General features: G+C 68.8%; 11 protein-coding genes. 3 read left to right on the forward strand and 8 right to left on the reverse strand.

The genetic code is table 11. The annotated features are described in order from the left end of the window. Positions 1–85 precede the first annotated feature (85 nt). Entirely contained in the window at positions 86–1168 is a 1083-nt protein-coding gene (locus JMV16_RS14500; RefSeq protein ID WP_201494995.1) for an RNA methyltransferase, read from the forward strand. On the opposite strand, the gene JMV16_RS14505 is transcribed toward JMV16_RS14500, so the two are convergent. Continuing rightward, positions 1157–1987 carry a hypothetical protein gene (locus JMV16_RS14505; protein WP_201494996.1) on the reverse strand — a complete coding sequence of 277 codons (831 nt, stop codon included), beginning with the start codon at positions 1985–1987 and terminating at the stop codon, positions 1157–1159. The genes JMV16_RS14500 and JMV16_RS14505 overlap by 12 nt on opposite strands. Next, positions 1984–2667, reverse strand: a complete 684-nt coding sequence (locus tag JMV16_RS14510; protein ID WP_201494997.1) for a peptidoglycan-binding protein — start codon at positions 2665–2667, stop codon at positions 1984–1986. The genes JMV16_RS14505 and JMV16_RS14510 overlap by 4 nt, the downstream gene beginning before the upstream one ends. Positions 2668–2895: 228 nt before the next feature. Between JMV16_RS14510 and JMV16_RS14515 the strand changes: the two genes are divergently transcribed. Both JMV16_RS14515 and JMV16_RS14520 read left to right on the forward strand, forming a co-directional pair. Continuing rightward, a complete protein-coding gene (locus JMV16_RS14515; RefSeq protein ID WP_411565033.1) occupies positions 2896–4143 on the forward strand; it encodes an ammonium transporter in 1248 nt (415 codons plus the stop codon). Positions 4144–4323: 180 nt separating this feature from the next. After that, positions 4324–7557: a ligand-binding sensor domain-containing diguanylate cyclase gene (locus JMV16_RS14520; protein WP_201494999.1), complete on the forward strand. Its 3234-nt coding sequence runs from the start codon at positions 4324–4326 to the stop codon at positions 7555–7557. Between the two features lie 5 nt (positions 7558–7562). On the opposite strand, the gene JMV16_RS14525 is transcribed toward JMV16_RS14520, so the two are convergent. The 6 genes from JMV16_RS14525 to JMV16_RS14550 form a co-directional block, all read right to left on the reverse strand. Beyond that, positions 7563–7871 carry a hypothetical protein gene (locus JMV16_RS14525; RefSeq protein ID WP_201495000.1) on the reverse strand — a complete coding sequence of 103 codons (309 nt, stop codon included), beginning with the start codon at positions 7869–7871 and terminating at the stop codon, positions 7563–7565. Between the two features lie 60 nt (positions 7872–7931). Further along, positions 7932–8744 carry a hypothetical protein gene (locus tag JMV16_RS14530; RefSeq protein ID WP_201495001.1) on the reverse strand — a complete coding sequence of 271 codons (813 nt, stop codon included), beginning with the start codon at positions 8742–8744 and terminating at the stop codon, positions 7932–7934. Beyond that, positions 8741–10042, reverse strand: a complete 1302-nt coding sequence (locus JMV16_RS14535) for a DNA cytosine methyltransferase (protein WP_201495002.1) — start codon at positions 10040–10042, stop codon at positions 8741–8743. The genes JMV16_RS14530 and JMV16_RS14535 overlap by 4 nt, the downstream gene beginning before the upstream one ends. A gap of 143 nt (positions 10043–10185) precedes the next feature. Next, on the reverse strand, positions 10186–11904 hold the full coding sequence (locus JMV16_RS14540; RefSeq protein ID WP_201495003.1) for an ABC transporter ATP-binding protein: 1719 nt from the start codon (positions 11902–11904) through the stop codon (positions 10186–10188). After that, positions 11901–12965 (reverse strand): ABC transporter permease, encoded by a 1065-nt coding sequence (locus tag JMV16_RS14545; protein ID WP_236580524.1) that lies wholly within the window; start codon positions 12963–12965, stop codon positions 11901–11903. The genes JMV16_RS14540 and JMV16_RS14545 overlap by 4 nt, the downstream gene beginning before the upstream one ends. Continuing rightward, positions 12962–13900: an ABC transporter permease gene (locus tag JMV16_RS14550; RefSeq protein ID WP_201495004.1), complete on the reverse strand. Its 939-nt coding sequence runs from the start codon at positions 13898–13900 to the stop codon at positions 12962–12964. Before JMV16_RS14550 ends, JMV16_RS14545 begins: the two co-directional genes overlap by 4 nt. Positions 13901–13979 lie beyond the last annotated feature (79 nt).

Raw genomic sequence — 13979 nt, forward strand, 5'->3', positions numbered from 1 at the left:
GGCGGCATTGTCGACGCCGGCCACACCCGGGCTGGCGCCGGCTTTCGCAAAAGGTCATGCGCTGCGCGCGACGACAATCACGGCCATGGACATCGAGCAGCTGCGCACCCGCCTGCGCGCCCTGGGCGCGGACGCGGACCACGAGCGCCATGTGCTGACGCGCTGGCTCCAGGCTCAGCCGCAGGAAGGCGGCCGGCGCCGGCTGCAGGACTTCATGCCGCTGGCGCTGCGCCAGGCCTTGCCAGGGCTGGAAGCCGAACTGGCCGGGCTGGCGCGCCTGGAATCCGAACACCCCGGCGAGGACGGCTCGGCGCGCCTGCTCGTGGCCCTGCACGACGGCCAGACGGTGGAGGCGGTGCGCCTGCCGCGCGATGGGCTGTGCGTCTCCAGCCAGGTTGGCTGCGCCGTCGGCTGCCTGTTCTGCATGACCGGCCGCGGCGGCCTGCTGCGCCAGCTGGGCAGCGCCGAGATCGTCGCCCAGGTCGTGCTGGCGCGCTCCAGCCAACCCGCCCGCGCGCTGCGCAAGGTGGTCTTCATGGGCATGGGCGAGCCGGCCCACAACCTCGACGCGGTGCTGGAGGCCATCACCCTGCTGGGCACGGTGGGCGGCATCGGCCACAAAAGCCTGGTCTTCTCGACCGTGGGCGACCCGCGCGCCTTTGCGCGCCTGCTGGCGCTGCAGCCGGGCCAGGTGCGGCCGGCGCTGGCGCTGTCGCTGCACAGCACCGTGGCCGAACGCCGCGCCGAACTGCTGCCGCGCGCCCCGCGCCTGGCGCCGGAAGAACTGGTGGCGGTGGGCGAGCGCTATGCCCGCGCCACCGGCTATCCCATCCAGTACCAGTGGACGCTGATAGAAGGTGTCAACGACGGGCCGCAAGAGATGGACGGCATCGTGCGCCTGCTGGCCGGAAAGTACGCGCTGATGAACCTCATCCCCTACAACGCGGTCGAGGGCCTGGCCTGGCGACGCCCGAGCTGGGAGCGCGCCAGCGAGCTGGCCCGCGGGCTGCACCGCCGCGGCGTGCTGACCAAGCTGCGCCACTCGGCCGGCCAGGATGTCGATGCCGGCTGCGGCCAACTGCGGGCGCGGGCGGCCCCGCGCGCCGCGGCGCCCGTGCCCGTACACATGGCGCTGCAGCCGCGGCCGTCAGGGCCGTCAGGGCCTTGAGGGCAGGGGCTGGCGCTGCCGCCGCAGCTCGAGGCGGCCGTCGGCAGCCACGCTCTCGGCCTCGCAGCTGAGGACCGGCTGCGCCGCCTCGGCCCAGCGCGGGTTGCGGCAGCGCTCGAAACGGCCCCACTCGGCACCGGCCGCGCTGTAGGCATGAACGCGGTGCAAGAGGTGGTCGGCAGCCTGCTCGCTGGCGCACTGCAGGGCGACGTCACCCTGGCGCGACACCGCGGCCGGCGCGGCGCCGATCAGGCAGTGTTCCAGCAGCAAGCGCGCCTGGCCATCGGCGCCGATCAGGCTCAGGCGCGTGCGGCGGCCTTCCAGTTCATCGTTGGGCCGGGCGTCGAAATGGCGCGTGACGAGCAGGCTGCGCCCTGCGCCCAGCGTGCGCAGTTCCGAGACGCGGTCTTCGTCGCCCCAGTTCACCGCATCCTCGGGCACGGCGGCGATGCTGGCGTCGATGGCCGGGATGCGCCGCGCCAGCAGCGAGCCCGCCACCGCGTCGCAGCGCTTGACATAGGCGTCGGCGGCATAGGTGCGCGCCCGCGCCAGCGCGGCCTGGGCCGCCTCGGCCGAGCTGGCGACCTCAGCCACCCAGGCATAGGCCTGGCGGGCCGCGCCGCAATCGCGCATCTGCACCACCAGGCCCGCGCTGGCCCGCGGTGCCAGCGCCTGCGCCTGGCGCGCCAGCCGCGCCGCCGAGGTATCACTGGCGCCCACCACCAGCCACAGCCGCTCGGCCGCCGCCACCACTGGCAGGCTGGCCAGCACCAAGGCCAGGCATGCCACCCGGGCGGCCAGGCCGAAAGCCGATCTCACAGTCCGCTTTCCCTCTTCAGCCGCGCCAGCTCGCCGTTGTCGACCAGCTGTACATGGGCCCAGTCACGGAACGAAACCCAGTCGCCGCCCCAGATCAGGCCCTCCTTCTTGGCGGCGGCGCCCAGCGCCTGCCAGAAGCCCGAGCTTTCGGCCTGCGGGCTCCAGGCGTAGCGGGCGTCGATGATGTCGGCGGCGTGCGACAAGGGCGTGCCATCGGGCTTTTGCACATTGTGGAAGCTGAAGCGCACCTTGCTGTTGCCAGCCAGGAACAGGCGCTGCTGCACCTCCACCGAGCGCCAGCCGTAATAGACCTTGGGCTGGAAGCCGGCGTCGCGCAGGGCGACCAGCACAGCCTGCACCTTCTGGCTCAGCTGCGGGTGCATGCTGCGCAGCTTCTTGTCCTCGGGCCATTGCGCGCTGTCGCCACTCCACTGCACCAGCGTCGCCGTGTTGGCGTCGGTGAGCTTGCGCCAGGTGCCGCCACCGGGCGAGATGAGGCCGTCGGGCAGCGCCATGAACCCCGCCTGGAACTTGCGGATCGCCGCGATCGTGCGCTCACCGCACTGCCCGTCGGCCGCGCCGGGGTCGCCGCCCTTGGCGGCCAGCAGTGTCTGGACCTGGGTCACGTCGGCCGGCGCATTGCGCCCGCCCTGCCCTACCGAACCTGTCAATGCAGCCACCTTGATCTCCCATAGGATTGCGGCGCCCGAGTATGCACAAGGGCTTGCCGCATCGGCCTGCGCCTTCCGGCGCCCACCTCAATCGAAACGGGGGATTGCACCGACATGGCGCATGCGGCACCACATTGATGCGCTCCACGCCCATCTGCGCACGGATTCATCCTCCTGCGCCGCCCCAAGTCGGGCCTGAAATTTGCATCAATGGTGCGCTTCGGCGGCCTGTGGTGCATGCGCACCGCCTTCGATCGGGGCCCGCCCCAGGAGACAAGACAAGTGGATCAGATCAAGCCGGGCACCGACGCCCTCTTCATCCTGCTCGGCGCCATCATGGTGCTGGCCATGCACGCCGGCTTCGCCTTTCTGGAGCTGGGCACGGTGCGCAAGAAGAACCAGGTCAATGCCCTGGTCAAGATCCTGGTCGACTTCGCGGTCTCGACCATCGCCTATTTCTTCGTCGGCTATGCCGTCGCCTATGGCGTGAGCTTCTTCACCGGCGCCGAGGTGCTGGCGGCGCACAACGGCTACGGGCTGGTGAAGTTCTTCTTCCTGCTCACCTTTGCGGCAGCGATACCGGCCATCGTCTCGGGCGGCATCGCCGAGCGTGCGCGCATGGGGCCGCAGCTCATCGCCACCGCGGCCCTGGTGGGCCTGGTCTACCCGGTGTTCGAGGGCGTGGCCTGGAACCAGCGCCTGGGCATCCAGGAATGGCTCAAGGCCGCCACCGGCGCCGAGTTCCATGACTTCGCCGGCAGCGTGGTGGTGCATGCGGTGGGCGGCTGGATCGGCCTGGCCGCGGTGCTGCTGCTGGGGCCGCGCGCCAACCGCTACCGCAAGGACGGCGGTATCAGCGCCCACCCGCCGTCGAGCATCCCCTTCCTGGCCCTGGGCGCCTGGATCCTGGCCGTGGGCTGGTTCGGCTTCAATGTGATGAGCGCCCAGACCATCGACAAGATCTCGGGCCTGGTGGCGGTGAATTCGCTCATGGCCATGGTGGGTGGCACCCTGGTGGCCACGCTGATGGGCCGCAACGACCCCGGCTTCGCCTACAACGGCCCGCTGGCCGGCCTGGTGGCGGTGTGCGCCGGCTCCGACGTGATGCACCCGCTGGGCGCGCTCGTCACCGGCGGCGCCGCGGGTGCGATCTTCGTCGTCATGTTCACGCTGACGCAGAACCGCTGGAAGATCGACGACGTGCTGGGCGTGTGGCCGCTGCACGGCCTGTGCGGCGCCTGGGGCGGCATCGCCTGCGGTGTCTTCGGCCTGCCGGCCCTGGGCGGCCTGGGCGGGGTGAGCCTGGCGGCCCAGTTGCTGGGCACCCTGCTGGGCGTGGCCTGGGCCCTGGCCGGCGGCTTTGCCGTCTACGGCGTGCTCAAGGCCACGCTGGGGCTGCGCCTGACGCAGGAAGAAGAGTACGACGGCGCCGATATTTCCATCCACCGCATCGGTGCCACGCCCGAGCGCGAAGTGAGCTGGTAGGTCACGGCCGGAAGAGACCGCGCTGCGCGCCCGGCCGGCACTTGAGGTGACGCAACCGGGGCCGCAGCGGCCGGGCTATGCTCGCGCCTCACTGCCGGTCGCGGCTTGCGACCGGCGCAAAGCCGGGGCCCAACGACAACACAGCCCGGCGAGGGGCTCGCCTTCAACAACGGCGCCTGGATGGTCGCACCGCTGCGACGAGGGACTGCACGGGGGTTTGCGCTTGTAAGGGCCACCCTCTGCGCCGCGTTTCTTGCCGCCACGGCGCCCGCCAGCGCCGCCAGCGCGGCCACCGCGCCCGCATCCCTGGCCGAGCCGGTGTTCGAGTCCATAGGCCGCTCGGCCATCGCCCGCGACGTCGTCGCCGGCCTCGCACAAGACCGCGCCGGCTTCCTGTGGGTGGGCACGGGCGACGGCCTGATGCGCTACGACGGCTACCAGTTTCGTCCCCAGGAGCGCCAGACCCTCGATCCCACCCGCCGCAACCTGGGCTGGGTGAGCGCCATGCTGTCGGCACGCGACGGCAGGCTCTGGATAGGCACCGAGACCCAGGGCCTGGCCAGCTTCGACCCGCGCACCGGCAGCGTCACGCTGTATGGCGGCCAGGAGGGCAAGCCCGAGGCGACGAGCCGCATCCTGGCCCTTGCCGAAGGCGCCGACGGCGCGATCTGGGCCGGCCACCTTGCCGATGGCCTGGTGCGCCACGACCCGCGCACCGGCGCCCGCACGCACTACCGCCAGGGCGAACAGGCGGGCAGCCTGCCCGGCAACCGGGTCGAGGCCCTGCTGATGGACCGTGCCGGCACGCTGTGGGTGGGAACCTGGCAGGGACTGAGCCGGCTGGCGGCCGGCAGCGAGCGCTTCGAGACCGTGCTGTCGCGCCCAGCGGCCGAGCCCGCCAGCCGCGTCGTGCAAAGCCTGCTGGAAGCGCCCGACGGCCGCATCTGGGTCGGCATGCAGGACGGCGAGCTGGCCTGGGTCGACCCCCACGGCGGCAACGGCCCGACCGTGTACCCGGCGCCGGCGGCGGCCGGCCGCGGCGGCATCACCAGCATGGTGCTGGCGCCGGGCGGGCCGCTGTGGGTGGGCCACGGCACCGGCATCGACCTCGTAGCCCCCGCCGAAGGCCATCTGCTGCGACGCCTGAGCCGCGACCCCTCCAACCCCGATGGCCTGGCGGCCAATGAAGTGACCAGCCTGCTGCTCGACAGCTCAGGCAGCATCTGGGTGGGCGGCATCGGCGTGGGCCTGCAGCGGCACGACCCCGGCAACCGCGGCATCGTGGTGCTCGGCGTTGCCGCCGCAGCCGGTGCGCCGCTGCGCGAGGTCGATGTGCGCGGCGTGCTGCCGCTGGACAACGGCGACATCTGGCTGGCCATCAACGGCGGCGAGCTGGCCGTGCTCGATCCCGGATGGAAGCTGCGGCTGCGCTTCGAGCCGCCGCTGCCCGCCATCCAGGCCATGGCCCAGCACCGGGATGGCACGGTCTGGCTCGGTACCCACGACGCCCTGCACCAGTTCAGCCGCGAGCGGCGGCCGTTGCGGGTGCTGAGCCACGATGGCGGCAACGCGCACCGCATCCTGGCCAGCGGCGATGGCAGCCTGTGGGTCGGCACCCAGGACGGCCTTCATGTGCTGCGACCCGGCACGGCGGCACTGGCGCGCATCGTCCAGGCCGGCGGCGCGGTGCTGTCCGGCGACATCTATGCCCTGGCCGAGGCGCCCGACGGCAGCCTCTGGGTGGGCGCTGCGGGCGGCCTCTACACCGTCGACCCGGCAAGCAACGCGGCCCGGCCGGTGGGCGAGCCGCAGGGCCGCGGCCTCGGCAGCCCGGTCGTCATCGGCCTGCTCTTCGACCGCCAGGGCGTGTTGTGGGTGGACACCGCGGTGGCCGGCCTGCACCGGCGCGTGGGCTGGGATGGCGAACACGCCAGCTTCGACCGCATCAGCGCCCGCCACGGGGTCACCAACCGCCCCTTCGGCTCCAACCTGCTCGACGATGGCCGTGGCCGCATCTGGACGCACATGTACGTCTACGACCGGGCGCGCGACCACCTGCACGAGCTGACCCCCGCCGACGGCGCACGCCTGGGCAATGGCCGCTTCCTTGCCTATGCCAAGACCGCCGACGGCCACCTGCTCTTCGGCGGCACCAAGGGCCTGATGGTGGTGCGGCCCGAGGCCTTCGACCGCTCGGCCTACTCGCCGCAGCTGGTGGCGTCGGAACTGCGCGTCAACGGCGAGCCGCGCAAGCTCGGTGAGCTGCAGGACAGGCTGCAGATCGCCCCGCCCGACCGCGCCTTCAGCCTGGAGTTCGCCGCGCTGGACTACGCCGACCCGCGCCACATCCGCTATGCCTACCGGCTGATGGGCTACGACCCCGAATGGATAGCCACCGGCGCCGACCTGCGCGTGGCCAGCTACAGCAACCTGCTGCCGGGCGACTATGTGCTGCAGGTGCGCGCCACCAACCGCAGCGGGCTGTGGAGCCCCAACGAGCTGGCCATCAAGGTGCAGGTGCTGCCGGCCTGGTGGCAGACCAAGAGCTTCGGCGCTGCCGTGGTGCTGACCGTGCTGCTGACCGCCGGACTGGCTGTCTACGGCGCCGTGGCCCGCCACACCGCGGTGCTGCGGCGCCGGCAGGAAGCGCTGGAAGCCCAGGTGCGGGAGCGCACGGCCACGCTGGAGGCGATGTCCGACGAACTGCGCACCAAGACGGCCGAACTCGAACGCTCCAGCCAGACCGACCCCCTCACCGGCATGGCCAACCGCCGCTTCCTGGCCGAGCACATCGAGCACGACGTGGCGCTGTCGCTGCGGCGCCATGAAGACGTGTTGCTGCACGGCGCACCGCCGCACGAGGACGCCGACATCGTCTTCTTCCTCGTCGACATCGACCACTTCAAGGCCGTCAACGACGACTACGGCCACCCCGCCGGCGACGAGGTGCTGATCGAGATGCACCAGCGCCTGCGCCTGGTCTTCCGCGAGACCGACTACCTGGTGCGCTGGGGTGGCGAGGAATTCCTCATCGTCGCCCGCAGCACCACGCGCGCCTGCGCCGCCGAACTGGCCGAACGCGTGCGCACGACCGTGGGCAACCTGCCCTTCGTGCTGAGCGAAGGCGTGCGGGTGCAGAAAACCTGCTCCATCGGCTACGCCTGCTTCCCGCTGTCACCCCGCCATCCGCGTGCGCTGGACTGGTCGGCCGTGGTCAAGGTGGCCGACCAGTCGCTCTACCTCGTCAAGCGCGGCGGACGCGACGGCTGGCTGGGCGCCGAATGGGCCGAAGCCGAATCGCCCGAAGCCCTGCAAGACTGGGCCGGCGGGCCACTGGAGGCCTGGCGCACCTCGGGGTGGCTGAAGATGGCGGGCAGCGGGGGTGGGGCGAGTGGGTGGGTGGGGTTGGGGTAGGAGATCTACTGCGTCTTCACGGCAGCCATGCGCGTCGCGAACTGCGGCGGAAACTGATCCACCGCGAAATCGTGTACGGCGCAGGCGGCCCAATCCAAACCGTCGTCGGCAAGCAATGACTCGACGGCGTCTGCCTGCGCCTCGGCGCGGGAGGGGAAGTCATCGCCGCATTCAATGCCGCTCCAACCGTCGCGGCTGAGGGTCCACCAATAGCGGCCGACCAGGACGCCATCGCGCGGTCCTCCCGGACCTTCGACGCGGTAACCGGCCTCCTCCAGAAGGTCGGCCAAGGAAAGTTTCAGTTCTCGCGCCATCGGTTAGTGTCCCCAGAGCTTTCATGGGCCCGCGCCGAGCAGAGTACAGGGAGACTGGCCCTACCTGTAAGCAGTGATTTCTCCACGATCCAGTTCGAACGACGGAACAAGCTTGTAATGACGCTCTTCGACGAGCCTGATCTCGTCGTCATCGATAGTCAGCTCGAACAACGCAATCTGGTCCGTCGCAATGAACTGAGCCGAGATCGGTCTGCAACGCAGTTCGGGAAACCTCTGCTTGCACCAAGTCATGTCCTGACGGGTCTGCACGATGGAAATCTGGTCCGTGCCACCTTTGGCCTGGACCGGGATGACATAGTGGCAGCCGAACTTGTCGAGTCCGACATAGAGTTCGTCGATCTCGATCTGTCCGACCCCTTTTGCCGTGGTGCGCAAGTGATTCTGCAGCGAAAAGGTCGTCAATCCGAGAAAGACGTCGATCAATCGGTTGTAGCGTACCTTCGCGAGGAGGGCCTGTTCATCGTCCAGCGCGTAACCCGCAATGATTTCTGGGGTGCTGTCCGGTATCTTGATCCGCGCAAGCGCTTCGTTGGGAACTATGCGGCTCCTCTTGGTGAGGGCAAATTTATACCGGGCCCGGCCGGCGAGTTCGATGATCCATTCGTAACCTGGGGGCTGGGTTGCAACCACTTTCGCTGGCATTGGCGTCCGAAATCGAAGCGCATAGATCACGTCGCCCTGGTTCTTTGGCAACTTGATGCCCAACGCAATTGCCGCATGTTCGATCTCTTCCCGCACAAATGCCATCTCCTTTGCGCCCTCATGAAAATGGGCAAAGAAGATGCGTTCAATCAGTGCGTGATAGCGATTCTGTGCCACCGGCACTGCAGCGACGATTGCCCGCGGGCTCATGCGAAGAGATCTTCCACGAACAGGGGGGCTTCCTGCCTGCGCCGCTTGCCGGTTTCGGCATCACCCTGCTTTTGCGCCGGCTTCTGCCTTTTCGCGATGACATCGCCCGGTACGCCGAACATTCGCGCGGCGTCCGCCATCGAAATCGAGAGCAAGCAATCCGGACCGAGTTGCATCACCTCGGCCGGTTTGAAAGCCTCGCCGCCAAGGGCTTTCATTACCTCCGAGCCAACGGCCCTCCCCAGCTTCGGGGGAACGGAGTTGCCGATCTGGCGGAAGCCGTGCCACTTGGTGACATGAAATCGGAACCAATCCGGGTATGAGTGAAGCCTGGCGGCCTCGCGCACTGTAATCACCCGCGGCGAGAAAGGATGAATCGGCCGCGGCGATGTGAATGCGCCGCGATCACTGGCAGTGCCGGCGCGCAGGGTGTTGCAGACGCCGTCCGGGTCGAGTTTGAGGAATCGACTCACCGGCTCGGTGGCTCCATGCGCCGTGTCGGCGAAGCGTTGGCGGGAAAGGTCTGTATGTGCGGTAAGCATGCTCGAAGTGAGCAAGGTCGGATCGAACTGGCGCCCATGACCAAAATCGGTCGGGTCGTCGGCCTTGCCTCGCAGGACAGCAGCGTACGGCGAAGGACGGCCGAACCTGGTCTTCGTCCAGTCGCGATGCATCAACTCGGGAAACGCCTCTGCTTCGGGCAAATCGCCGATGGCCTGGCGAACAGTGGCGCTGCCAGAGGGTTCCGGATAGATTGGGATCCTCGAGCCCTTGCGGGTTCCCATCAAGAACAAGCGGCGGCGGCTCTGAGGGACGCCGTAGTCGGCTGCATTGAGTACCTTGTAGGGAAGCTGAAGCTCATAGCCACAGTCTTCAAAGGCCTGGATGATTTCCTGCAGAAAGCGCTTGTGCGCACCCACCGTCAGGCCCTTGACGTTCTCGAACACAAAGGACTTCGGCTGCAACTCGCGCACCATGCGCACGAAATGGTAGACAAGTTGGTTGCGCGGATCGTCCATTGCGCGCTTGCCGATCAGTGAGAACCCCTGGCACGGCGCTCCACCCATGACGACGTCGATCTCGCGTTGGCCTATGCCTGCACGCTCGCGCAGTTCGGTGCCGGTCAACTCGGCCACGGATCTGCAGATCGTTGCCGTACACGGGAAGTTGTACTTGTGTGCGGCGCAATGAATCGGGTCAATATCGACCGCAGCCACCACGTCAAACCCAGCCTGCTCGAACCCGAGACTCAGGCCTCCGACCCCAGCGAAGAGGTCAATACCGATGGGACGTGCCATCAAGCGACTCGCCCGCCGGAGTGCCCGGCCCTGGCCATGCCCAGTTCAAAACCGCCGATTCCGGCGAACAGCCCGGCAATTCGCATATGGATGCCTATACAGTTGTCGGCATGATAGCGGCTGCGCCCAGGATTCGCCAATCATCACGCCGCCTTCCGATACCCCCGCGGAATCGCCGCCAGCAGCCGCTTCGTGTACTCCTCCCTTGGCGCCGCCAGGATGCGCGCGGCGCTGGCCTGCTCGACCACCACGCCGTCCTTCATCACCAGCACCTCGTCGCTGATGAAGCGCACCACGGCGAGGTCGTGGCTGATGAAGACGTAGCTGAGGCCGAACTCGTCCTGCAAGTCGCGCAATAGATTCAGCACCTGGGCCTGCACGCTCACGTCGAGCGCGCTCACTGCCTCGTCCAGCACCAGCACCTCGGGGTTGAGCGTGAGGCAGCGCGCGATGGCCACGCGCTGGCGCTGGCCGCCGGAAAATTCATGCGGGTACTTGCCGAAGGCGCGGCCGTCCAGGCCCACTTTCTCCAGCAGGCCGCGGGCGCGGTGCTCGCGCTCGGCCAGGCTGCGGCCTATGCCGTGGATGACCATGGGCTCCACCAGGGTCTGGCCGATGGTGAAGCGCGGGTTCAGGCTGGCATAGGGGTTCTGGAAGACGATCTGGATGCGCCGGCGCATGGCCTGGCGCTCGCGGTCGGCCAGCTTGAGCAGGTTGTGGCCGTCGAAGATCACCTCGCCGGCCTCGGGGCCGCGGTTCTTCTCGTGCAGGCGCAGCAGGGCCAGGCCCATGGTCGTCTTGCCCGAGCCGGATTCACCCACCACGCCCAGCGTGTGGCCGCGGCGCAGCTTGAAGTTGACGCCTTGCACGGCCTTGAACTCGCGCCGGCCGAACAGGCCCTGGCGCAGCCAGAAGCTCTTGGCCAGATCGCGCACCTCCAGCACCACCGGCGCCTCGGGGTCCTTGGCGCGCGCCTGCGGGGGCGGCGCGCTGGCGCCACCCTCGGCGGCGGCAGCGGCAGCGGCCATGTGCTCGTTGATGACCAGCAGCCGCGCCGGATTGCCTTCCAGGCTGGGGCGGCAGGCCAGCAAAGCCTTGGTGTAATCGTCCTCAGGTGCCTCGAAGATGCGCGCCACCTCGCCCTGCTCGCGCACCAGGCCGCCGCGCATCACCACCACGCGGTCGGCGATCTCGCCCACCAGGCCGAGGTCATGGCTGATGAAGAGCACGCTCATGCGGCGCTCGCTCTTCAGCCGCGCCAGCAACTCCAGGATCTGGCGCTGGATGGTCACGTCCAGCGCGGTGGTGGGCTCGTCGGCGATCAGCAGGCGCGGCTCGCAGGCCAGGGCCATGGCGATCATCACGCGCTGCTGCTGGCCGCCCGACATCTCGTGCGGATAGCTCGCCAGGCGCCGCTTGGGCTCGGGGATGCCCACCTCGCCCAGCAGCTCTTCGGCACGCCTCAATGCCGCGGCACGCCCCAGACCCAGGTGGCGCGACAGCGGCTCGCACAGCTGCTGGCCGACGTTGAACACCGGGTTGAGCGAACTCATCGGATCCTGGAAGACGCAGGCGATCTCCTTGCCGCGCAGCGCCTGCAGCTCGGCCAGGCCGCATTGCAGCAGGTCCCGCCCTTTCCAGAGGATGGTGCCGCTGCGCTCAGCGTTGTCGGGCAGCAGGTTGAGCACGCTCATCGCGGTGACGCTCTTGCCCGAGCCCGATTCACCCACCAGCGCCACGGTGGTGTTCTCGGCGATGTCGAAGCTCACGCCCGCATCGCCGCGGCCCACGGCCTCGGCACGCTGGCCGCGGCCCAGGCGGAAGCCGACCTTCAGATCCTGGATCGACAACAGCGTGCTCATTCCAGCCCCCGCAGCTTGGGGTCGAGCGCATCGCGCAGCGCATCGGCCATCAGCGAGAAGGCGGTGACGAAGACCGCCATGAAGAGCGTGGCCGTGGCCAGTTGCCACCAATGGCCCAGGATCAGCTCGCTCTGCGCCTCGGCCAGCATGGTGCCCCAGCTGACCTGGTCGACGCGCACGCCCAGGCCCAGGTAGCTGAGGATGACCTCGGCCTTGATGAAGCCCACCGTGAGCAGGCTCATGCGCACCAGCACCACATGGCTGACGTTGGGCAGGATGTGGCGGAACATGCGGCTGCCCGCGCTGGCGCCGATCGCTTCGGCGGCGCGCACGTATTCGCGCCCGCTGTGCTTGATGAACTCGGCGCGCACCTGGCGGTACATGCCGGTCCAGCCGGTGAGGGCCAGGATGATGACCACGCTCTCCACGCCGCGCCCCACCACGGCGGCGAAGGCGAAGATGAGCAGGATGTTGGGGATGCTCTCGAAGACGTTGTAGACCCACTCCAGCAGGTCACCCACCTTGCCGCCGAAGAAGCCGCCGAAGGCGCCCAGCAGCGTGCCCACCAGGGTGGCCGCCAGCGCCGCCATCACGCCCACGAAAACCGAGATCTCGGTGCCCTTCACGGCCTTGGCCAGCACGTCGCGGCCCAGGCGGTCGCCACCGAAGGGCAGGGTGGGCGCCTTGACGGATTCGGTGGACTGGAAGGCCTTGGCGCGCTCTTCCCATTCCTTGTAGCGCGGCGCCAGCGGGTCGAGGTCCGACAGGTCGACATTCGGGCCCTTGGGCGCTTCGATGGCGCCCACGGCCTGCGACGGCGCCGGCCCCATCAGCGTGGGCGGCGCATTGGGCACGCCCACCTCGGCCTGCCAGCCGCTGGCCACCAGGCCCAGGGCCGAGCACGCGATCAGCAGCAGAAAGGCCAGCACGACCAGCAGCGAGACAAGGCCCACGCGGTCGGCCTTGAAGCGCCGCCAGGCGGCATGCCAGACACCTTCGCTCTGCTGTTGCGAACTGCCGTAGGCCTCGTCGGCGTGCTCCATGATGAGGGTGGAGGTCATTTGAGGACGACGCGCGGATCGACCAGCTTGTAGGCCAGGTCGGTGAGGAGGTTGATCACCATGGTCAGCACGGCAAGGTAGATGGTGACGGCCTGGATGACCGGGAAATCGCTGCGGTTGACGGCCAGCAGCACCTCGCGGCCGAGGCCGGGGATGGAGAAGAAGACCTCGATCAGGAAGCTGCCGACGAAGATGCCCGGCAGCTGCAGGCCGATGTTGGTGAGGATGGGGATCATCGCGTTGCGCAGCACATGGCGAAACAGCACCACGCCCTCGCCCATGCCCTTGGCGCGCGCCGTGCGCACGTAGTCCTGGCCCAGCTCGTCGAGCAGGAAGCTGCGGTACAGCCGCGTCTGCGGCGCCAGCCCCACCATCACCGCCAGCAGCACCGGCAGCGGCGTGTAGATGAGCAGGTTGGTGGCCAGGCTGTCGCTCCAGCCCTGCACCGGAAACCAGCCGAGCTGAAAGCCGAAGAGGTACTGGCCGATGATGACGTAGACCAGGAAGCTGATCGACAGCGCCACCGTGGTGGCCACCATGATGCTGCGGTCGGTCAGGCTGCCGCGGCGGTAGGCCACCCACATCGCGATGGGCAGGGCCAGCGTCACGTCGAGGACCAGGATGGGCGTCATCACCGTCAGCGTGGCCGGCAGCCGGGTGGCGAAGAGGTTGCTCACCGCCTCATTGGTGGCCCAGCTCTTGCCCCAGTCGAAGGTGAGGATCTGCTTGACGAAGATCCACAGCTGCACCCACACCGGCTCGTTCAGGCCCAGCTGCTGGCGTATGGCCTCGATCTGTTCCTTGCTGGCATTCAGGCCGCCCAGCACCTCGGCCGGATCGCCGCCGAAGTACTTGAAGAGGAAGAACACCAGCAGCACCACGCCGGCCAGCGTGGGCACCATCTGCCACAGGCGCCGTATCAGGTATGCGGCCATCGCGAACAAGCTCCCGGGCCGCCGCGCGAACGCCGGCCACCCAATGCACAAAGGTCGAAGATGCGCGAGTGTAGGGGCC

The organism is Rubrivivax sp. A210, from assembly GCF_904426505.1.
Taxonomy (GTDB): Bacteria; Pseudomonadota; Gammaproteobacteria; order Burkholderiales; family Burkholderiaceae_C; genus Rubrivivax.